The 21,391-nt window shown below is 72.8% G+C and carries 16 protein-coding genes and 1 pseudogene; 16 read left to right on the top strand and 1 reads right to left on the bottom strand.

Annotation, left to right across the window (positions count from 1 at the left end; all coding sequences use genetic code 11):
• Positions 1-392 precede the first annotated feature (392 nt).
• The 15 genes and pseudogenes from OG714_RS00735 to OG714_RS00665 all read left to right on the top strand — a co-directional run bounded on the left by OG714_RS00735 (position 393) and on the right by OG714_RS00665 (position 18,464).
• Positions 393-1,271, top strand: coding sequence for a helix-turn-helix transcriptional regulator (locus tag OG714_RS00735; RefSeq protein WP_406117777.1), 879 nt, complete (start codon positions 393-395; stop codon positions 1,269-1,271).
• A gap of 165 nt (positions 1,272-1,436) precedes the next feature.
• On the top strand, positions 1,437-2,504 hold the full coding sequence (locus OG714_RS00730) for a type III polyketide synthase (RefSeq protein WP_406117776.1): 1,068 nt from the start codon (positions 1,437-1,439) through the stop codon (positions 2,502-2,504).
• A 70-nt stretch (positions 2,505-2,574) separates the two neighbouring features.
• Positions 2,575-3,111: pseudogene (locus OG714_RS00725) on the top strand (cupin domain-containing protein); the annotation flags it as partial.
• 159 nt (positions 3,112-3,270) lie between these two features.
• Positions 3,271-4,419 carry a DegT/DnrJ/EryC1/StrS family aminotransferase gene (locus tag OG714_RS00720; RefSeq protein ID WP_406117775.1) on the top strand — a complete coding sequence of 383 codons (1,149 nt, stop codon included), beginning with the start codon at positions 3,271-3,273 and terminating at the stop codon, positions 4,417-4,419.
• A 100-nt stretch (positions 4,420-4,519) separates the two neighbouring features.
• Positions 4,520-6,151, top strand: coding sequence for a class I adenylate-forming enzyme family protein (locus OG714_RS00715; protein ID WP_406117774.1), 1,632 nt, complete (start codon positions 4,520-4,522; stop codon positions 6,149-6,151).
• A 4-nt stretch (positions 6,152-6,155) separates the two neighbouring features.
• Positions 6,156-7,226, top strand: coding sequence for a methyltransferase (locus OG714_RS00710; RefSeq protein WP_406117773.1), 1,071 nt, complete (start codon positions 6,156-6,158; stop codon positions 7,224-7,226).
• A 49-nt stretch (positions 7,227-7,275) separates the two neighbouring features.
• Positions 7,276-8,004, top strand: a complete 729-nt coding sequence (locus OG714_RS00705; protein ID WP_406117771.1) for an AAA family ATPase — start codon at positions 7,276-7,278, stop codon at positions 8,002-8,004.
• Between the two features lie 29 nt (positions 8,005-8,033).
• Positions 8,034-8,651, top strand: a complete 618-nt coding sequence (locus tag OG714_RS00700; protein WP_406117769.1) for a flavodoxin family protein — start codon at positions 8,034-8,036, stop codon at positions 8,649-8,651.
• Between the two features lie 556 nt (positions 8,652-9,207).
• The gene (locus tag OG714_RS00695; protein ID WP_406117768.1) at positions 9,208-10,251 is read left to right on the top strand and encodes an AvrD family protein; all 1,044 of its coding nucleotides are present in this window, start codon (positions 9,208-9,210) and stop codon (positions 10,249-10,251) included.
• Between the two features lie 94 nt (positions 10,252-10,345).
• Positions 10,346-10,999 carry an undecaprenyl diphosphate synthase family protein gene (locus OG714_RS00690; RefSeq protein WP_406117766.1) on the top strand — a complete coding sequence of 218 codons (654 nt, stop codon included), beginning with the start codon at positions 10,346-10,348 and terminating at the stop codon, positions 10,997-10,999.
• Positions 11,000-11,212: 213 nt separating this feature from the next.
• Complete coding sequence (locus OG714_RS00685; protein WP_406117764.1) at positions 11,213-12,529, top strand: cation:proton antiporter; 1,317 nt, start codon at positions 11,213-11,215, stop codon at positions 12,527-12,529.
• 613 nt (positions 12,530-13,142) lie between these two features.
• The gene (locus OG714_RS00680; protein ID WP_406117761.1) at positions 13,143-14,060 is read left to right on the top strand and encodes an aromatic prenyltransferase; all 918 of its coding nucleotides are present in this window, start codon (positions 13,143-13,145) and stop codon (positions 14,058-14,060) included.
• A gap of 174 nt (positions 14,061-14,234) precedes the next feature.
• A complete protein-coding gene (locus tag OG714_RS00675; protein WP_406117759.1) occupies positions 14,235-15,755 on the top strand; it encodes an MFS transporter in 1,521 nt (506 codons plus the stop codon).
• Between the two features lie 218 nt (positions 15,756-15,973).
• Complete coding sequence (locus OG714_RS00670; protein WP_406117758.1) at positions 15,974-16,897, top strand: RNA polymerase sigma-70 factor; 924 nt, start codon at positions 15,974-15,976, stop codon at positions 16,895-16,897.
• 160 nt (positions 16,898-17,057) lie between these two features.
• A complete protein-coding gene (locus OG714_RS00665) occupies positions 17,058-18,464 on the top strand; it encodes an MFS transporter (RefSeq protein WP_406117756.1) in 1,407 nt (468 codons plus the stop codon).
• A 63-nt stretch (positions 18,465-18,527) separates the two neighbouring features.
• Here the strand turns inward: OG714_RS00665 and OG714_RS00660 are convergent, their stop codons facing one another.
• On the bottom strand, positions 18,528-19,433 hold the full coding sequence (locus tag OG714_RS00660; RefSeq protein WP_406117754.1) for an aromatic prenyltransferase: 906 nt from the start codon (positions 19,431-19,433) through the stop codon (positions 18,528-18,530).
• Positions 19,434-19,863: 430 nt separating this feature from the next.
• On the opposite strand from OG714_RS00660, the gene OG714_RS00655 reads away from it, so the two are divergent.
• The gene (locus OG714_RS00655) at positions 19,864-21,339 is read left to right on the top strand and encodes a DUF6851 domain-containing protein (RefSeq protein ID WP_406117753.1); all 1,476 of its coding nucleotides are present in this window, start codon (positions 19,864-19,866) and stop codon (positions 21,337-21,339) included.
• The last annotated feature ends 52 nt before the right edge of the window (positions 21,340-21,391 follow it).

Genomic DNA, 21,391 nt, shown 5'->3' with positions numbered 1-21,391 from the left:
TGTGGGTCTGGGCCGATGGTGGCAGCAGGCCGCTACAGAACCGGTCGGGTGCGGGTGGCGTGATCCGTACGCCAACTCCGCCGCCCGCCCCCGCAGTTGACGTGACCTACGTCACTTTGGGGGAGTCTTGGCGGGCGGACACCGGCCGTGTCACTATTTCGGCACACGCCCCCTGCCCGAAAACAGTTCGTACGGCGGACAGTCCGTACAGCGGGGGAGCGGTGGGGAGTTGAGGGGCCGAGCGCCCCGACTCCCCTTTTTTCTGCCCCTGTTGTTCTCTCCTGTTTCTCTCCGCGCCTGTCGCGCGGCGGCGGCCGCGACCCTGTGACCTCGTCCGGGTCTGCCGCCCTTCACCCCCGTCACCGGCCGGACGGCTTTTGTCAGGAGCCCTCTTGGAGCAGCTCATGGAGCACCTCGTGCGGCATGCCGTCACCACGATCCGCGAACGCTTCTGGGAGCCGCTGAGCCTGGAGGAGCTGGCGCGTGGCGCGATGGTCAGCAAGTACCACTTCCTGCGGGTGTTCACCAAGGTCACGGGGGTCACCCCGGGGCGGTTCCTGTGTGCGGTGCGGCTGCAGGAGGCCAAGGTCCTGCTGCTGAGCACGCAGTTGACCGTCGCGGACATCGGGGCGCGGGTCGGCTACAGCAGCACCGGCAGTTTCACCCGCCGCTTCACCGAGCTGGTGGGACTGTCGCCCACCCGCTACCGCGCCCTCTCCCTGACCTCGACCCTGACCCCGGCCCCGGTCTCGCCCCTGACCCCGGCCTCCACCCCGGCGGTGCCCGAACCGGCCGCGCCCGCACCTCAGTTGGCGCCGCGCGCACCCGCAGCCGCACCCGTGCCGGTCCGGTGTGCCGGCACGGTGACGGGACTCCTGCACACCACCACCATCACCGGCGGCGGCGGCGCTGGGCGGGCGGTGCGGGTCGGCGTCTTCGCCGGCCCCCTGCTGCAGGGCGCCCCCGTCCGTCTCACCCACGCGTCCGCGCCGGGGCCCTTCACGCTGGAGCGCATCCCCGCGGGCGTCTGGTACGTCCACGCGGTGACCCGCCCCGGACCCCCCGCCCCCGCCTCGGATGACGGCAGCGGCGGCAGCGACGACAGGGCTGACGCACCGTCACCGGCACGGCTGACGGCGGCCGTTGGCCCGGTGCGGGTCAAGGACGGCACCGCGCGCCGCCTGGAACTCACCCTGAGCGCGCCGGACTGGAGCAGGCCGCCGGTCCTCTCCGCCCTGATGGACCTCGCCCCGCACCCCGCGGCGGCGTGACGCGGAACCGTACACGCCCCACGCGGCGGACACGGCACCCGCACCCCACACCCGGCCCCACCCCCACACCTACACGCAGCCCCACACCCACACCCACACGCACTCCCACATGTACGTGCACGCGCACTTTTCCCCAGGCAGACCCTAGAGAAGGCGGACCCAGACATGGCCAGGCTGTGCAAGCCCGCGGTGCAGGCGCCCGAACACGTCATCACGATGGAGGAGACGCTGGAGTTCGCCCGGCGGGTGCACGAGGGGAAGGAGCAACTGCCGCTCGCGCTGCGCCTGATACGCAACACGGGCGTGCAGAAGCGCCACCTCGTCCAGCCCATCGAGCAGACCCTGCGCCACCCGGGCCTGACCGAACGCAACCGCATCTACGAGGTCGAGTCGAAGAAGCGCACCCCCCAGGTCGTCGAGGAGGCGCTGAAGAACGCCGACGTGGCGGCCCGTGACATCGACGCGATCATCTACGTGTCGTGCACCGGCTTCCTGATGCCGTCGCTGACGGCGTGGCTCATCAACACGATGGGGCTGCGCCCCGACACCCGGCAGATCCCCATCGCCCAGCTGGGCTGCGCGGCCGGCGGCGCGGCCGTCAACCGCGCGCACGACTTCTGCGTGGCCCACCCGGGAAGCAACGTCCTGATCGTGTCGGCGGAGTTCTGCTCGCTGTGCTACCAGCCCGACATGGACGACATCGGCTCGCTGCTCTCCGACGGCCTGTTCGGGGACGCGGTCGCGGCGGCCGTGGTGCGCGGCACCGGCGGCACCGGCATCGAGCTGGAGCGCAACGCCTCCTACCTCATCCCGCACACCGAGGACTGGATCTCCTACGCGGTGCGCGAGACGGGCTTCCACTTCCAGCTGGACCGGCGGGTGCCGGGCACGATGGAGCCGCTGGCGCCGGTGCTGCGGGAGTTCGCCAAGGACCACAGCTGGGACGCGGGCAGCCTCGACTTCTACATCGTGCACGCGGGCGGCCCGCGGATCCTGGACGACCTCGCGAAGTTCCTGGAGGTCGACCGCAGCGTGTTCCGCCACAGCTGGGCCACGCTCAGCGAGTACGGCAACATCGCCAGCGCGGTGGTCCTGGAGGCGGCCCGCCGCCTGTTCGAGGAGGACCCGCCGGCCCCCGACGCCACCGGCCTGATCGCGGGCTTCGGCCCCGGCATCACCGCCGAGATGGCCCTGGGCCGCTGGAACGACGGCGCCCGCGCCGACGTGGCCTGACCGGCCTCCCTCCGCCCCCGCTGCTGCTGCCGGCGCCTCTGCTGCTGTCTCTGCCGAAGGAACCGAATAGATGACTGGCCTCATCGTCCCGCCCGGCCAGGGCCGGAAACTGATCACCAAGGCGCAGGAAGTCACCTTCAAGGCCACGAAGGACCAGGGTTCCTCCCTGTCGGTCTTCGAGGTGGTCGTCCCGCCCGGCTTCGACGTCGGGGCGCACGTCCACCACGACGCGCAGGAGTTCTTCTACGTCCTGGAGGGCGAGCTGGAGCTCCTGGCGTTCGAACCGGAGCGGCGCACCGAGGACTCCTGGCACCGGTGGACCTCCCCGGACGGGGACCGGATCGCCGCCGCGACCGAGGGCGCCTTCATGTTCGTCCCCCCGGGCACCCCGCACGCCTTCCGCAACGCCTCCGACAAGCCGGCCCGCATGCTCTTCCAGTGCTATCCCTCGCCGTACCACGAGTTCTACTTCGAGGAGATCGCCGAGATCTGGCAGGCGGGCGGCACGGTCGACCAGGAGGCCGTGGAACGCATGCGCCGGCGCTACGACGTCCACCAGCTGACCCCGCTGCGCTACGAACCCCCCACCCCCGCACCGAAATCCGCCCCGGAACCCGCCCCCGGGCCCGCACCGGACCCCGGGCCCGCGCCGGAGCCGGCAGCCGCCCCTGCCCCTGCCCCTGCCCCTGCACCTTCTCTTGCCCCTGCCCCTGTTGTTTCTTCCCCCCGGGCCGCCGGGCGCGGAGCGTGAACGGAGTTGACCACGATGGACGCGATTCCCCTGGTGCACGCGAGCCTGGGTGAGCGGGAACTGGCCGCCGTCGCCGAGGTGTTCGCCTCCGGCTGGCCGGCCGGCCAGGGACCGCAGGGCAAGGCGCTGGAGGCGCGCCTGGCGGCGGAGTACGCGGTCGGTGACGCGGTCGCGGTGAGCAACTGCGGCGCCGCCCTGCACCTGGCCATGCTCGCCCTGGGCGTGGGCCCCGGCGACGAGGTCATCGTCGCCGACTACGGGTTCCCGGCGCCCGCCCAGGCCGCCCGCTACGTCGGCGCGACCCCGGTCTTCGCCGACGTACGCCCCGACACCTACACCGTCGACCCGCGTGCGGTGGCCGATCTGGTCACCGCCCGCACCGTGGGGATCGTCGCGGTCGACACGGTCGGCCTGCCCGCCGACTACACCGAGCTGCAGGAGATCGCCGACCGCCACGGCCTGTTCCTCGTCGAGGACGCCGCCTGCGCGGTCGGCGCCACCTACCAGGGCCGCAGGGCGGGCGCACTCGCCGAGGTGGGCTGCCTGTCCTTCCACGGCCGCAAGGGCGCCAGCAGCGGCGAGGGCGGCGCGCTGCTGGCCGCCGACCCGCAGATCGGGGCGGACGCGCGGCTGCGCTCGTCCTTCGGCATCGGCAGCATCTTCGACATGGGCAACGTCGTCGGCCTGCCCATCCCGACGTTCACCGAGATCGGCTACAACTTCAAACTGTCCGACATCGCCGCCGCGATCCTCCAGGTACAGCTGGGCCGTATCGGCGAACTCCTCGCCCGCCGCACCGCGGTTGCCGCGCAGTACGGCGAACTCCTGGGCGGCGAGGACCTGTTGACGCTGCCGCACGTGCCCGCCGACCGCACCCACGCCTGGCAGACCTACATGGTCACCCTGGACGGGAGCGTGGACCGCGGCGCGGTGGCCACCGCGCTGCGCGGCCAGGGCATCGGCTGCGGGCACGGCACGTTCGCCGGCCACATCCAGCCCGTGTTCGACGCGAAGCAGCACTGCCCCGTCTCGCTCGGCCTGGCCACCCGCCAGCTCGCGATCCCCATGCACGCCGAGCTGACCGAGGACCAGGTCACCCGCGTCGCCCACGCCCTGCGCACCGCCGTCCGCACCCACACCGGCACCGCCCGCCGTGCCGCGTAGGACCGACCTGTCCGTGCGGAGCCCGCCGCCCACGCGGCCCCCGTCCCGCACGCCACCCCACGCCCGTCCCGCAGCGTGCCCCCGAAGGAGACACATTCCTATGAAGGGCTCCACCGCCTACCGATCGATCCAACGACGCGGCCTGCACATCGGCCTCCTGCCCGAGATCGCCGCGGCGATCGACCCGTCGACGCCGATCACCCTGGACCACGACCTGGACGTCCTGCCCGAGGCGGGACGCCGGCTGACGGTGGGCCGGTACGCCGGACACGTCGACGACCTGGCCGCCCGGCTGTGGGCGGCCGGCGTCCGGCCCGGCGAACACGTCGTGATCTACAAGACGGCCAACGCCGACCACTGGATGCTGGCCTGCGCGGTCTCGCGTATCGGCGCGGTTGTGGTCAACCTGTCGCCGGCCCTGGACGCGGCGACCGTGGGCGTCCTCCTCGGCCGGGTGGGCTGCCCGACGCTGCTCACCGACGGCCCCACCCTGGACCGCCTGGCCGAGGTGCCGCTGGCGGACCTCACCCGCCGGGTGGTCACCTCGGCCGCCGACCGCCCCGGCACCGTCTCCCTGGCCGGCCTGGCGGGCGCGCCGCGGGTGCGGCCGGTGCTGCGGCCGCTGGACGAGGCCGCCGTCATCACCCACACCTCCGGCACCACCGGCATCCCCAAACTCGTCGTCCACACCCCCCGCACCCAGGCCGTCCGCCTGGTCCCGCAGTGGCGGCTGCTGGCCCTGATGCGCCGCAGGGAGACCGTCGCCATCCATGTGCCGTTCGTGCACTCCCGGATGGTCGCGGCGATGTCCCTGGCGCTGCTGAGGCGCTACCCGGTGCTGCTGATGCGCGAGAACGACCCCGCCGCCGTCGCCGAACACCTCCTCGCCCACCGCCCGGCCTTCATCGAGGCGCTGCCCAACTCGCTGATGGAGTGGGAGCAGCTCACCGCCGACCCGAGGATGCCGTTCGCGTCGGTGAAGGTCTTCTCCAGCACCTTCGACGCCATCCACCCGGGCACGATGAGCCGCCTGCTGAAGTCCTCCACCCGGCGCGGTGCGCTGTTCTTCCAGATCTACGGCCAGAGCGAGGTCGGCCCGGCCGTCGGCCGCGCCTACTTCCGTCCCTTCGCCCACAAGGCCAACGGCCGCTGCGTGGGCTGGCCCATGCCGAAGGGCGCCGCGCGGATCCGCGTCGTGAGCCGCGACGGCAGACGCCCCACCGAACACCACCCCGGCCGCATCGAGGTCGCCTGGCCGGGCCTCGCGAAGACCTACCACGGCGAGCAGGAGCGCTACGACGGCAACCGCAAGGGCGCCTGGTGGGGGACCGGCGACGTCGGCTACGTCACCCGCCTGGGCTGCCTGCACCTCCTGGACCGGGAGGTCGACATGATCCCCGGGGTGCGCAGCTCCCTGGAGATCGAGGACGTCGTCCTGGGCGCGCTCGGGGAACTGAGCGAACTGGTCGTGGTGCAGGGCCCCGACGCCCGCCCGGTCCCGGTCATCTGCACCCACGACGACACCCCCCTGGACCCGGCCCGCTGGCGCGCCGCCACCACCGCCTTCCCCCAGCTCGCCGACCCCGTCCAGATCCCGCAGGCCGAACTGCCCAGGACGGCCACGCTGAAGGTGCAGCGCCTCGCGCTGGCCCGCCGCTTCGAACAGCAGCCGAACCGCCCGGACACAACCCCGCCCGGCCCGGCCGCGCACGTCACCGACCCGAAAGGCTGACGCCGTGACACCTGACGCCACGCTCGCCCGGCTGCGCGAGTACATGGTCGGACCCACGCGGTTCATGAGCCTGCTCTCCGCCTTCGAACTCGGCCTGATCGACACCCTGCGCGAGCACCCCGGTGCGAGCGCCGCCCATCTCGGCGAGGCGGCCGGCACCACCCCGGACGCCGTGGAACAACTCCTGTTCCTCCTCGTCAAGGAGGGCTTCGTCGCCCACGACGAGGCCGCCGGCACCTACACCCTCGACGCGCTGGCCGCCGTCCCCGTCGCCGACCTCGACCGGGCCCTGGCCTATATGAACCTGATCAAGGTCACCGCGCTGCGCCAGCTGTTCCACCTCACCGAGTCCGCCCGCACCGGCACTGTCGTCGGCCTCAAGGAGCTCTACGGCGCCTCGGGCACCCTCTACGACGCGGTCGGTGACCACCCGGACCTCAACGAGTCCTGGCTGACGCTGATGAACAGCGTCACCGCCCACATCGACCCCTGGTTCTTCGACACCATCGACATCCCGGCCGGCTCCCGCGTCCTGGACGTCGCCGGCAACACCGGCCTGGGCGCGATCCACGCCTACCGCCACCAGGCATCCCCGGGCCTGAAGGTGACCACCTTCGACCTGCCCGGCAAGGAGAGCGAGGCGCTGGCCAACTTCCGTGCCGCGGGCCTGCAGGAGCATCTGTCGTTCATCGGCGGCGACGTCTTCGAGGAGATCCCGCAGGGCTACGACGTCGTCCTGGTCAAGCACTTCCTGGACATGTTCGACAAGGCCGACGTGGTCAGGATCCTGCAGGGCGTCCACAAAGCGCTCAGGGTCGGCGGCACGGTCAACGTCCTGGTGCCGGTCTACCCGGAGGACATCAAGGACACCGGCAACTACAACGTCGACTTCTTCCCGGCGTTCTTCATCGGCGCCGCCATGGGCCAGGGTGGCCCGCAGAAACTCTCGGTCTACGAGCGCTGGCTGCGGGAGTGCGGCTTCGAGGTGACCAGGGCGGTCACCAGGGACACCGCCCAGATCCCGCCGGACGTCATCCCCGTCCAGGCCGTCCTGACCGCGACGAAGACCGCGTGAGCGGCCGGCCCTCCACCCTGCCCCCGCATCTTTGGGAGCGGGGGGAGTCATGAGGGTGGCCGTGTCCGGGACCTACTCCTCGGGCAAGACCTCGACGGTGATGGCGCTGTCGCACTACACCGGCATCCCGCGCTCGCGCGCCCGCACCGTCCGGGAGATCATGCCGCAGGCCCTGCCCGGGGTGAGACTCACGGACGTGACGCCGGCCCAGTTCCTCCAGCTCACCCTGCGCCGCCACACCGGCCGCGCCGTGCAGGAGGCCCTGCTGGGCGACGACTTCGTCTCCGACGGGTCCTCCCTGCAGGAATGGCTCTACGGCGAGGTCCGCCGCCGCTACGGCATGAACCCCAACACCGCCGCAGCCGGGGGAGGGGGCGGGGGCGGGGGCGGGGTGCCGGCCACGACGGCGTCGCCGGAGATGGTGTTCTTCGGCGAGGTCGTCGAGCAGTACGGGCACGCCTTCAAACAGCACGTCAAGGCCACCTACGACGCCTACGTCCACCTGCGGCACGAACTGCCGCTCGCCGCGGACGGCCACCGGCCGATGAACGACGCCTTCCGCGCGGACGTCGACCGGATGCTGCTGGCCACCCTGGAGGAACTGCGCATCCCCCACCACGTGGTCGGCGGCCCCCTGGCCCGGCGGCTGGAGACCATCACCGACATCTTCGGCTGGACCCCGGTGATGAGCACGGCCGAGGCCATCGAACTGGCCCGGCAGGAGTACGGCCGCCAGGACTTCCGTATGGAGCACGAACGGGTCCCGGCACACCCCTGAGCCGCCCCGCGTCCGCAGGAGGACAACCGATGCAGACACCGCCCGTCATCGCCGTCGCCTACCACTCCGGCCGCGGCCACACCGACGTGCTGGCGCGGTCCGTCCGGGCCGGCGCCCGCTCGGCGGGCGCCGAGGTGACCATGGTCGGTGTCGCCGCCATGGACGACGCCGCGTGGGACAGCCTCGACCGTGCCGACGCGATCGTCTTCGGGGCGCCCACCCACATGGGGTCGGCGTCGGGAGCGTTCCACGTCTTCGCCGAGTCGACCAGCCGGCGCTGGGCGCGGCAGGCGTGGAAGGACAAGCTCGGATCGGGGTTCACGATCGGCGCCTGCAAGGCGGGCGACAAGGACTCCACCCTCGGCTACTTCGCGACCCTGGGCGCCCAGCACGGCATGATCTGGGTCAGCCTCGGCCTGCTCCCGGGCTGGCATCTGAGCCACGAGAGCGAGAACGACCTGAACCGGCTCGGCTACTTCAACGGCGCCGCCGCCACCGCGCCGGGCGACCTCCCCGCCGACACCGTCCACAAGGCGGACATCGCCACCGCCGAACACCTCGGCGAACGCGTCGCCCGCCTGACAGCGATCCACCTCGCCGGCCGCACCGCCCTGACCACCGGACAACGGCCCGCCACGGAGAACTGACCCGAGGCCCGAGGCCCGAGGCCCGAGATCCGAGGGCGGTCCGGGCGGAGCACCGGGGCGATCCCGGACACGCCCTCTGCGGACTGCCCGCCCCCCCCGGCGCTGCGCCCGGACCGGGTGGGCCAGGGGCGGGCCGTTCCGGCAGCGGACACAGACCCGCCAAGACCGTCCTCCTGCCCATGACGGCACCCAACTGCCCGATGGTGCCCGCCCGGTGGTCTCCGAGGAGTCCTCCGCCGGCCTGCCCGGAGCGGGACGGCCTCCGCCCGTTCTTGCCCGTCCTCCGGCGACGCAGGACACGGGCACCGGCCCCACCCGGGGGAGAGGCCCGCGCGCTACGGCACCCCACCCCCACGGTCAGGCCCCGCGGACCCACGCGCCGTACCCGTCCGCGCGTCACCCCCGGCTGCCGCCGGCGCGCGGGCCGCGTGTCTCCACCCGTACCAGGACAGCCACGCCCATCGCCGAGGGCGTCACCGCGGACGCGGCGGACGTACGGCCGCTCCCGCCGCCCGAACCCGGAGGGGACGGTCTCCCGGCGGGAACAGGAGCACCTGTGTCATCCCTGCACCTCGCGTCCATCGACGATTTCCTCGGCCCGCGCGAGGGCCGGTTCCTCGGCGAGGGATTCAAGCGGGTCGCACACTCGCTGACCGACCTCACGATCACACCGGCCACCACCACCCCCGGCACAACTGTCACCCCCGGTACGGCCGGCGGCGGTGCGGGCATCCGGGCCACGGCCCACCTCGCGCTGCCCGCCGCCTGGTCCCGCAAGGGTGACCGGTATCCGACCCCGCATCTCAGCTCCCTCGACGTGATGCTCTTCGCCGCCCGGCTCACCGGCCTGTACGCGGCCCACGCCTGCTCGCCTGCGCCCGGCGACCTTTTCGAGGTGTGCCGCGTCGACATCAGGGCCGGCTCGCGCCCGGACGAGGAGGGACTGGAGAGCTTCCCGGTCACCGGCCGGCTCGTCGCCGCCGAGACGGCCGGGCCGGTCTGGTCCACCACCCTGGACTGCCGCATCGGCTCCCTGTCGGCCCGCGTCCAGGCACGGCACGGCCCGGGCCGCCGCCCGCCCGGCCCGCCCCGGTCGTACTACCTGGCGGAGGAGCTGCCCGGACCCTGGAACGACGCGCCCTACGGCGTCCCGCACGGCGGGCGCCGCCAGCTGCTCACCGGCGTGCGCGTCGAGGACGGGGCCGGGGAGGACCCGCGGGCGTCGGCCCGGGTCGCGCTGGTCGGGGACGGGACACAGCCCGCCCTCGACGACGCACCGGCCACCATGATCGACGCGTTCGTCGCCGCCATGCAGCTGGGCCAGGTCCTGCTCTACACGCTGGACGGCGTCGAGCGCGCCGACAGCAACAACCTGTGGATGCGGCGCACCCGCATCACCGCCGGCACCGGCGCGGCGGAGGGGACGGGCGGTGAGGTGACGGCCCGTCTGGAGCGGGCCCGGCTGCTGCGCTCCCCGTCCGGCACCTGGCGTACGGCCGAGGTGGACGGCGCCCTGCACGGCGTGCGGGCGTGGGCCTCGGTGGCGCACCTGCTCACCTCCCCCTCACCGAGCACAAGCCGGGCGGAACACGGCCGTTGAACACGCCCGCACCCGCGCCGGACATCCCCGCCCCGCCCTGCTCCTGCCTCATCTGTCCCCGCCTGTTCCCACCCGCAACGACAAGGAGTTCCCGGTGACCACCCTGATGCTTTTGCCGGACGGAATGCGCCGCTGGTCCGAGGCGCACGGCGTCTCTCTCGACGACGGTTACGCGGCGATGGGGGACAAGATCGTCGAGTTCATGGACTGGGCCCGCCAGGAGGGGGTCACGACCCTCTACATCACGGCCTCCTCCGCCGCCAACCACAGCCGTCCCCAGGCCGCGGTGACCACGTTCATGAACGCGTTCACCGATGTGGTGCGCCGCGTCCACGACACCTGTGCCTTCGACTTCTCCGGCTCCCTCGACCTGGTGTCGGCCCCGCACCTGGCCGAACTGGAGGAACTGCGCGACAAGTCGGCCAGGGACGCGCCGTTCACGCTCCACTACATCCTGGGGATGTCCCTCACCCATGAGGTCGTGGGCATCTTCAACCGGCTCAACGGGAAGATCCCGGAGCTGACCGAGGAGATCCTGGCCCGCCACGCCTACGTCCCCACGCAGGTCGACCACCTCATCCGCACCGGCGGCGCGACCCGCATGTCGTCCTTCTTCCCGCTGATGTCCCCCTACGCCGAACTGCACTTCTCGCCGTGCCTGTTCCCCGACATGACGCGCGCGGACTTCGACGCCGCGCTGGCGGACCTGCGGGACCGGGAGCGGCGTTTCGGCGGCTACCCGCACTGAGCCGCCCCACCCCGCACTGAGCCGCCCCACCCCGCACTGAGCCGCGCCATGCCGCCCGCACCGTTCCCGCGGGGAGCCCGGTGACCGCACACAGTGGCCGCCGGGTTCCGCGGCTGTCCCGCGGTGGTGCGGCCGGCGTCCCGCCGCCGGTGTGCCGCGGCACGACCCTTGCTCTGCTCCCGGGCCGGATTCCACCTACGGAGATCTTTCGCCATGACCACTCATCAGACCTCGTCCCTGCTTCTCGGTCTCGCCGCCGTCGTGTTCCTGGCCCGTGTGCTCGGCATGCTGGCCCGGCGGCTGAACCAGCCGGCGGTGATCGGCGAGGTCCTCGCCGGCATCGCGCTGGGGCCGACCCTCTTCCACGGGGCGCTGTCCGACGCCCTCTTCCCGGCCGGCATCCGGCCGCTGCTGGGCGCGCTGGCCGCGGTCGGCGTGGCGGCGTTCATGTTCCTGGTCGGCCTGGAGTGGGACGCCTCGATGATCCGCGGCAGCGGAAGCCTGGCCGCGACCGTGTCCTTCAGCTCCGTCCTGCTGCCGTTCGGCCTGGGCATGCTGCTGGCCCTGTATCTGATGGACGACTACGGCACCGGTGACCGGACGGCGTTCATGCTGTTCATGGGCATCGCCATGTCGATCACGGCGTTCCCGGTGCTGGCCCGCATCCTCACCGACCGGGGCATGTCCCGTTCCCCGCTCGGTGTGGTGGCGCTGGCCTGCGCGTCCATCGACGACGTCCTGGCCTGGTCGCTGCTGGCCGCGGTGATCGCCGTCAGCGGCGCGGCCGGCCCCGACCAGTGGCGCATCCTGCTGGCCGTCCCCTACCTGCTGGGCATGCTCTTCGTCGTACGGCCCCTGCTGCGCCGCCTGGTGGCCCGCCGCCCGGCCCGCACGCTGACCCCGACGGTGTTCGCGGCCGCCCTGGTGGGCCTGCTGCTGTCGGCGGCGGCCACCGAGTGGGTGGGCCTGCACTACATCTTCGGCGCGTTCCTCTTCGGCGTGATCCTGCCGCGCGGCGGCAGCGAGCGGCTGCGCGCCGACGTGCACGAGCGGCTGGGCCACCTGAGCGGCACGCTGCTGCTGCCGGTGTTCTTCCTGGTCGCCGGTCTCCAGGTCGACCTGTCCCAGCTGGACGCGGGCGCGCTGGGCACGCTGGGGCTGATCCTGCTGGTGGCGGTCGGCGGCAAGTTCACCGGCGCGTTCGCCGCCGCCCGCCTCAACCGGATGCCGCTGCGGCAGTCCGCCGCGCTCGCGACGCTGATGAACACCCGCGGCCTGACCGAGCTCATCGTGCTGAACGTGGGCCTGCAACTGGGCTTCCTGGAGCGGGACCTGTACTCGCTGATGGTCGTCATGGCCGTGGTCACCACCGCGATGGCGGGCCCGCTGCTGAGCTGGATCACCGCCCGCCCCACGGACGTCGACCTGCCCCGCCCGCCCGCCCCCGCGACGAGCACCGACCCCGCGACCGGAACCGGAACCGGAACCGGTACCGGGCACCCGGCGGGAACCGTGGGCACGGCCGCCTAGCCCTGCCCGGCGCATCGAGCCGCAGGAGAGCGGCGGCCCCTCACCGGCGCCGACCGGTGGGCGGGCCGTGGCGCGCGCGGCCGCGAGACAGATAGAGAGAACCAGCGCGACGGGGGGCCCGCCCCTCGGGCGAAGCCGGGAAACGGCGGAGCCGCCGACCGCCGACCGGCGCCGCAGACGGGCGTGCCCCCCGGGGCGCGTCCGCGGCAGGATCCGCCGGCCGGGTCTCACCCTGTGCCTGCCTGCCGGCCGGCCGTACGCGCGCTGCGGGTCTCCTGGACCGCCGGCGGACGGGCGGGCCCGGGGGAGGGGACGAGGCGCGGGCCGGCCCGGCCCCGTCCTTCGGGGTCCTCGCCGCGGCAGGCGCGGACGCCGTAGCCGGCCTGCTGCTTCTCCCGCCGGGGTGCCCCTGCGACTGCCGTCGAGGTCCTCCGGGTCGCGGGACGGGCCGATCACCACCCGTTCACGCTGTTCACGCGCTCACGACTTCACCGACCCCGGCGTCAGTGAATTCTCCAGCGGTTCCCGAGCGGCCCCGCGTTATGTTCCCGAAGGCGGCGGAGCACGGGATTCCTGCGGAATCAACGACCGGCGCAGACTACTTGGAGTGTTGATGTCCCAAGGCACTGAGGCGGAAAAGCTGTACTCGGCCATCGAGGAGGCGGCCGGGCTGGTGGGGGCGGCCTTCTCGCGTGACACGGTCTGGCCGGTCCTGGAGGCGTTCCGTGACGCGCTCACCGACGGCGCGATCATTTTCAGCGCGCAGGTCAACGCGGGCCGGGTGGGAGAACTCGAATACACCGTCCAGGTGTCCCCGGGCACCGAGGGCCCCTATGCCCGGGCGCTGGCCGGCGGCCTGCTTCCCCCCACCGGCCATCCCGTCGCGACGCTGCTTTCGGACATCGAGGAGCGGATCGTCGTCGACGACTACTTCATCGACTGCGGGGTCGCCGACGGCTTCAAGAAGATCTACGCGCAGTTCCCCCGCAACCTGCAGAAGGTGTCGGAGTTCGCCCGGATCCCGTCGGTGCCGCGCTCGGTGGCCGACAACGCCGGTCTCTTCGCCCGTCACGGCCTGGAGGAGGTGGCGCTGGTCGGGATCAACTACCGCAGCAGGACGCTGAACCTGTACTTCCAGCTGCCCGCCGAGGTGGCGGGGAACCTGGACCCGCGGACGGTCCTGTCGCTGCTGCGGGCGATGGGGCTGCCCGAGCCCGACGAGCGGATGCTGGCGTACGCCTGCACGGCGTACCGGGTCTACGCGACCCTCGGCTGGGACTCCCCGGACATCCGGCGGATCTCCTTCGCCCCCGTGCCGTCCCCGGGTCTGGACCCCTCGGCGCTCCCGGCCCGGCTGGATCCGCGGCTGGAGCACTTCGTCAGGTCCTCCCCGTACACGTACGCCGGTGAGCCGGTCAACGCGTCGGCGGTCAAGTGGTCGCCCGGCGGGGACCATCTCGACCTCGCGGTGTACCACCAGATCTCGCCGCTGCTGCTGAAGGTGTTCACGTCGCACGCCCGCCCCGCCTGACCCGCCCCCCCGCTTTTGCCCTCCGGGGTGCCGTCCTGCTCGCGCCGGCTCCCGGCCGCAGCCGCACCCGCTCCGCGGTCATGTCACAGCCGCCACCCCGTGTCTCGTCCTAGGGGCGAGGCATCGAGCCCGTTCGCCGAAAACGCCGGACCACGGAACAAGGAGAAGATGATCATGGCAGCACAGAGCGCAGCCGCCGCGGCTGGGCCGAGCACGGGGGCGGCCGCGGACGCACGGCGGCGGTGGCTGATCGGCGCCGTCATCTGCACCGCCTATCTGATGGTCGGCCTCGACCTGACCGTCATGAACATCGCGCTTCCCTCCGCGCAGCGGGCCCTGGACTTCGGCAACGCCGACCGGCAGTGGATCGTGACCGCGTACGCGCTGCCCTTCGGCGGCCTGCTGCTGTTCTGCGGACGGCTGTCCGACCTGATCGGCCGCAAGCGGGCCTTCCTGATCGGCCTGCTGGGCTTCGCGGCCGCCTCCGCGGTGGGCGGCGCCGCGACCAACTTCGAGATGCTGGTGACGGCGCGGGCCTGCCAGGGCGCGTTCGCCGCGCTGCTGTCGCCGTCCTGCCTGGCCCTGCTGGCCACCACGTTCACCGACCCCAAGGAACGGGCCAAGGCCTTCGGCGTCTTCAGCGGCGTCGTGGCCAGCGGCTCGGGCGTGGGCCTGATCATCGGCGGTGCGCTGACCTCCGGCCTGAGCTGGCGCTGGTGCATGTACGTCAACCTGCTGCTCGCCGCCGTCGCGTTCTTCGGCGGCATGGCCCTGCTGCAGGACCAGCCCAAGTCGGACGCCCGGATGGACATCCCGGGAGTGCTGCTCGCGTCGGTCGGGATGTTCGGCGTGGTGCTGGGCTTCTCCAACGCGCACAACGGCTGGGGCGAGACCTCCACCTGGGGCTTCCTGGCCCTGGGCGCCGTCCTGCTGATCGCCTTCGCGATCTGGCAGACGCGTGCCGCGCACCCGCTGCTGCCGCCCCGGATCGTCCTGAACCGCACCCGCGGCGCCGCCTACTTCACCGTGCTCCTGGTCGGCATCGGCTTCTTCGGCATCCTGATGTTCCTCGTCTACTACATGCAGACCATCCTGGGCTACTCGGCGATCACCTCCGGCTGCGCGCTGCTCCCGATGATCGCGATCACCCCGGTGGGCACCAGCGTGGGCGCGATCAAGCTGCTGCCGAAGTTCGGCCCGCGGCCGCTGATCACCGGCGGCCTGCTGATCAGCGCCGTCGGCATGGCCGGCCTGACCCGCATCGACGCGAACTCCGCCTACGCCAGCCACATCCTGGGCCCCGTGCTGCTGGTCGGCATCGGCATGGGCCTCATCTACGGCGCGGCGCTGAGCGCGGGCACCTCCGGTGTGGCACCCCAGGACGCGGGCATCGCCTCGGCGGTCATCAGCACCGGCCAGCAGCTCGGCGGCGCCATCGGCACCGCACTGCTCAACACGATCGCCGCCGCCGCCGCCACCGACTGGCTCGCCGGCCACGTCCAGGGCAGCCCGACCGTGCGGGAGCTGCACCTGGCGTCGATCCACGGCGACATCCGGGTGTTCTGGTGGTGCACCGCCCTCCTCGTCCTGGGCGCCGTCGTCTCCGCCCTGCTGCTGCGCGGCGGACCCCTGCCCGCACCGGCCGGCGCCGGCGCCCCGAAGCCGTCCGAACAGGCCCAAGCGGCCCGCTCCTGACGCACGCCCCCCTCACGGACGGGCCGTCGAAGCGGCCGGCCGCACCCGGGTCACCCCCGGGCACGGCCGGCCGCACCCGCCGTTCCCGCTCAAGACCCGCCACAGCCGTACTCGAGCACCGCTGGAGCGTGCGGGGCGCGCACGGACACCGCCCCTAGGGTGAAAACCGCCCCGGCACAGGCCCGGATCCACGCTCGGCACCACGGCAGGAGGTCACGGTGAGCCGGATCGAGGAGTTCGAGGAACTGCGCTCCCTGCTGTTCTCCATCGCCTACCGCATCCTGGGCAGCGTCAGCGAGGCCGAGGACGCGGTCCAGGAGACCTGGCTGCGCTACGACGCCTCCACGGCGAGCCCCACGTCGGTGAAGTCCTTCCTGTCCGCGGTGGTGACCCGCATCTCGATCGACGTGCTGCGCTCGGCCCGCGTACGGCGCGAGCAGTACGTCGGCCCGTGGCTGCCCGAACCCCTGCTCACCGACCCCTACCAGGACCCGGCCCGCTCGGCGGAGCTGGCCGACTCCGTGTCCATGGCGGCCCTGATCCTGCTGGAGCGGCTCTCCCCGCTGGAACGCGCGGTGTTCGTGCTGCGCGAGGTGTTCGCCTTCGACTTCCCGCAGATCGCCGCGGCGGTGGGCCGCTCGCAGAGCGCCTGCCGCCAGCTCGCGGTACGCGCCCGCCGGCACATGGCCGCCGAGCGCCCCCGTTTCGAGGCCGGCCGCCGCGAACGCGACGAACTCGCCGCCCGCTTCTTCTGCGCGCTGCGCGAGGGCGACGTGGAGGGCCTGCGCGACCTGCTCGCCGCGGACGCGCAACTGGTCGGCGACGGCGGCGGCAAGACCCCGCAGCTGGCCAGGGCGGTCAGCGGCGCCGGCAACACGGCCCGCCTGCTGGCCTCGGTCGTGCCCGCGCTCGTACGGGTGGAGGTGACGCTGGAGCCGCGCGAGGTCAACGGCCAGCCCGGCGCGATCTTCCGCGACCGCGACGGCCGGGTCCTCACCGCCTGGACCCTGGACGTCCTGGACGGACGCGTCCAGACGATCCGCTCGGTGACCAACCCCGACAAGCTCGCCCACCTGGGCCCGGTCGCCGACGCCTGGGCACTGAGCCGCGAGGCCAACCGCGCCCGCCGCGCCACACACTGACCACACCCCCCACGACCCGCCCCTGCGCCCTCGGCGCCCCCCTCTTTTTCTCCCCGCCCCTCCGCACCCGCGGAGGGGCGTTCTGCTGCCCGCACACCTTCCCCCCGCCCTCCTCATGTCTTCCCTTCATCTTTTCCCTCGCGACGAAAGGGGTCCGCCGGTGACCACGGATGCCTCGACCACGGACGCCTCGGCACGCCTGAGCCCCCAGCAGTTCATCGACCGCGGTCCGATGAGCCGCCGGCAGTGGCTCATCGTGATCCTGGGCCTGCTCATGATGGTGGCCGAAGGACTCGACGCCGTCGTCGCCGCCTTCGTCTACCCGAAGATCGAGAAACAGTGGGGGACCGGTGACGGCGCCGTCACCGCCACCGTCACCCTGAGCGTGCTGGCGATGGTCCTCGGCGGCGCGGTGGCCGGACCGCTCGCCGACCGGTACGGGCGCAGGGGCGTCACCGCCGCCGGCATCGCCGTCTTCGGCCTGGGCACGGCCGGCATGGCGCTCACGCACGGCATCGGCCCCTTCGCCGGGGTGCGGATCGTGGCCTGCCTGGGGCTGGGCGCGGTGCTGCCGACGATGATGGCCCTGGTCGCGGACTGGACCCCCGCCGCGCGCCGGGCCCAGATGGTCGCGCTGGCCTTCGCCGGGGTGACCGCCGGCACCACCGCCGGCGGCATCCTCTCCTCGCTCCTGATCCCCGCCCACGGGTGGCCCGTGCTGCTGACGGTGTGCGGACTCCTCCCGCTCCTGCTGATCCCGGCACTGCTCGTGTACGTCCCGGAGTCGGTGAGCGTGCTCGCCGCCCGCGGCCGGCCGCCGGCGCAGGTGCGCGCGGCGCTGCGTGCCGCCGTCGCCGGCCGGGACCTGACCGGCGTGGACCTGGATCTGGACCGGGGGGAGACGGAGTCCCGGCAGCTCCCCGTCTCCCGGGCCGTCCTGTCCGGGGCGACGGCCCGCACCACGGTCCTGCTGTGGCTGTGCTTCCTGACGGGCCTGGGCGTGGTCGGCCTGATCCTCAGCTACCTGCCCCTGCTGGCCGAGCGCGCGGGCCTGACGTCCGCACAGGCCGGCATCGCCGTCGCGGCGTTCGGATGGGGCGGCCTGGCGGGACAGCTCGCGGTCTCCTTCGTCCTGCGGCGCTTCGACCGGTTCGCGGTGCTGGCCGCCCTGTGGACAGCGGGCGCACTGGGCCTGGCGGCCGCCGGCCTGTGGGCGCCGCAGTTCGCCGCGCTGCTGGCCGGGGCGTTCGTCCTGGGACTGTGCCTGCCGGCCGCCAACTCCGCGCTGCAGGTGATCGCCGCGCTCGCCTACCCGCCGTCCGCCCGCGCCACCGGCATCAGCTGGGCCAACAGCGCCGGCAAACTGGGTCCCGTGCTCGGCGCCCTGGCGGGCGGCCTGATGGCCCAGGCCGGCTGGAGCCTGGGCACGGTACTGACCGTCCTCGCCCTCCCCCTCGCCCTGTGCCTGCCGGCCGTACGCGCGCTGCGGGCCCGCGGCCGGGACCACCGGGCCGCCGAGCACACCGCCCCCCGCCCGCTGCCGGCCCCCGCACCCGGGCAGGTGTGAGCACACACGCGGCAGGCCCCGCACCCGGACCGGATGCGGGGCCTGCCTCATGTGCCCGCACCGTCACGTGCGGCCGAGCAGCCCCTTCGCCTCCACGGAGCCCTCGCTGATCTGGTAGTACGTCTGGAGCTTGAAGTACTCCCCGCCGGCGTACGACGCCACGTTGTACAGGCCCTTGCCGACCGCGCCGTAGGTGTGGGGGGCGTTCCGCGCGAACCCGGCGACCCGCGGGTCGACGTCGAAGCGCTCGGGAAGCTCGCGGACGTCGGGCAGCAGCGCGGCGAAGGTGATCCGCTGGATCGCGGGGGAGTCCCAGCTCAGGGTCGTGTAGATGCCGCCGGCCTGCGCGGCGTGCGCCAGCATCGCCGCGCTCGGCTCCGGCAGCCCGATGTCGCGCATCATCGCGCGCACGGTCTCCGGCTCGCGGCAGGCGGCGGGGGCCCCGAGGAAGTAGACGTTGACCGTCCTGCTCGGGTAGTCGATCCCGACCATGCTGATCTTGTCGTCCAGGCCGTAGCGGGCGTAGAAGTCGCGGTTGCCGCCCAGGCTCGGGGGCATGGAGGGGACCTCGGCGAGATCCGACAGCTTCTGCAGGTCCTCGACCGGGAAGAACGTCCAGGTCTTCTTGAAACCGCCGACCAGCCCGAAGTCGGCACCGTGGCAGGGGATCGGGAACCGCTCCTCGAGGTCGGCCAGCAGCGACCCGACGGGGTGCTCCGTCTTCTCGGTCAGCGAGTGCGCCACCGCGTGCGCGTACGGGTCGAAGCCCCGGGGGAACGCCGTGAAACGGCAGTCGAGGTCACCCGTGTCGCGCGTCGCCACCCGGAAGGCGATCACGGCCTGCGGGATGAGGGGCGCGTAGGCGTCCAGGATGGGCCAGACCCGGTCGCGCGAGGGAGTGATGTCCAGCAGCCCGGCCGTTTCCTCCATGACGGAGTAAAGACTTTCCAGCTCCGCTGTCCCGCTCATTCGTCTTCCTCCAGTGTCACCGTCAATGACCATATCGATTTCCGTATCGATATCTATATCGATGTCCGCGCACAACCGGGGCGGATCATCCGCACACGGCGCCGGTACCGGCGTCTGTATCGGCACCGGCAGAAAGCACGTCCCGGGCCGCCGCTCCATCGAAGCATCGACGCCGGAAACTCGGCCTGTCAAGATATTGGCTAATCTTTCCCACCGATATTCTGCAGGGCCGGTAAATGCAGCGGATTTCCACCGGGCCTCGAGCGGCCGCGGTTACTCTCCATGGGGTGAAATGCGGGATTCCCGGACGGAATTCGCGACGCAGGTGAACAGCAGCCCGCCGGATCTCCGCACAGAAAGGCCCGCCCCGCCCCCGGACCGCAGCGTCCTCTTCACCGCAGCGCCCTCTCCAAGGAAAAGGACACACCCCATGACGACGTCCGGCCCCGCACCCGCCGCCCCGGCCGCACCGGCTGCGCCTCCCGCCCCGAAGGTCGCCTTCGACTTCGACAACGGCAACTTCATCCGGGACCTGATCACCACCAACGGCGGCGGCGGCTTCCCCCCGGCCGAGGCCATCGCCCCCGGCGACACCCCCGTCTACACCTGGATCACCCTCCAGTTCCAGACGGCCTGGTTCGACGCGCTGGCGCCCTACCACCCCACCGCCCTGGGCGTGCACTCCCGCATCGCCCGCCGCCCCGCCGCCGAGTCCGCCACCAACCGCAACAAGAACATCGCCGGCCTCCACGCCTCCTACCAGGTCGTCAAGGCCGTCTTCGAGGAACGCGCCCCGGTCATGCGGATGGCGATGACCGCGTTCGGCCTGGACCCCGACGACGACTCCCAGGACCCCACCACCGCGGTCGGCATCGGCAACACCGCCGGCAAAGCCGTCGTCGCCGCCCACCACGACGACGGCATGAACCACCGCGGCGACCACGACGGCCGCACCTACAACGCCCTGCCCTACGCCGACTACACCGGCTACACCCCCGTCAACACCGCCTACGAGCTGACCGACCCCACCCGCTGGCAGCCCGCGCTGGGACCCCACCAGCGCCGCGTCGGCGGCGGACCGGGCGACAAGGGCGTCTACACCGTCCAGCAGTTCCTCACCCCGCAGCTGCGGCTGGTCACCCCCTACACCTACAAGGACCCGGCCGCCTTCCCCCTCGCCCCGCCCGCCCACCTCGACCCCGCCGACCCCGGTGCCTACCGGCGCGCGGTCGACGAGGTCCTGGACGCGTCGGCCCGCCTGAGCGACGAGCAGAAGGTGAAGGCGGAGTTCTTCGAGCACTCACCGGTCTCCCTCACCTGGGCGCCGCGCGCCGCCGCCCTCGCCCACGACCTGGACCTGGACGGCTGGGCCCAGCTGTTCCTCACCACCGCCCTGGCCCGCTTCGACAACCTGATCGCCGTCTGGCACCACAAGCACGCCCACGACGCGGTACGGCCCCCCAGCGCGGTCCGGCACGTCCACGGCCACACCCCGGTGGCCGCCTGGGGCGGCCCCGGCCGGGGAACCGTCACCGACCTGCCCGCCAACTTGTGGAGCGGCTACCTGCCCCAGGGCAGCCACCCCGAGTTCCCCTCCGCGTTCACCGCCCTGTGCTCCGCCCAGGCCCAGGCGGCCCGGCGCTTCCTCGGCGACGACGTCCTGGACTGGACGCACGCCTTCCCGGCCGGCACCGCACAGACCGAGCCGGGCCTGGTGCCCGCCGGCGACCTGAAACTGACCTGGGACACCTGGACCGACTTCGAGAACGACTGCGCCGCCAGCCGGGTGTGGGCGGGCGTGGCCTTCCCCGGGACGACACAGCGCTCCATCCCCTTCGGCGCCCAGTTCGGCGACCTGGCCCACGACTTCGTGCAGCGCCACATCAGCGGCGACACCGAGGACTGACCCGCCCACCGCCGCCCCGCCCGCGGCCGGGGCGGCGGTGCGTGCGGCTCCC

The organism is Streptomyces sp. NBC_00989, assembly GCF_045162655.1.
Classification (GTDB): domain Bacteria; phylum Actinomycetota; class Actinomycetes; order Streptomycetales; family Streptomycetaceae; genus Streptomyces.
Note: the sequence above shows the minus strand (reverse complement) of the source record. Positions and strands in the feature narration are given on the sequence as shown.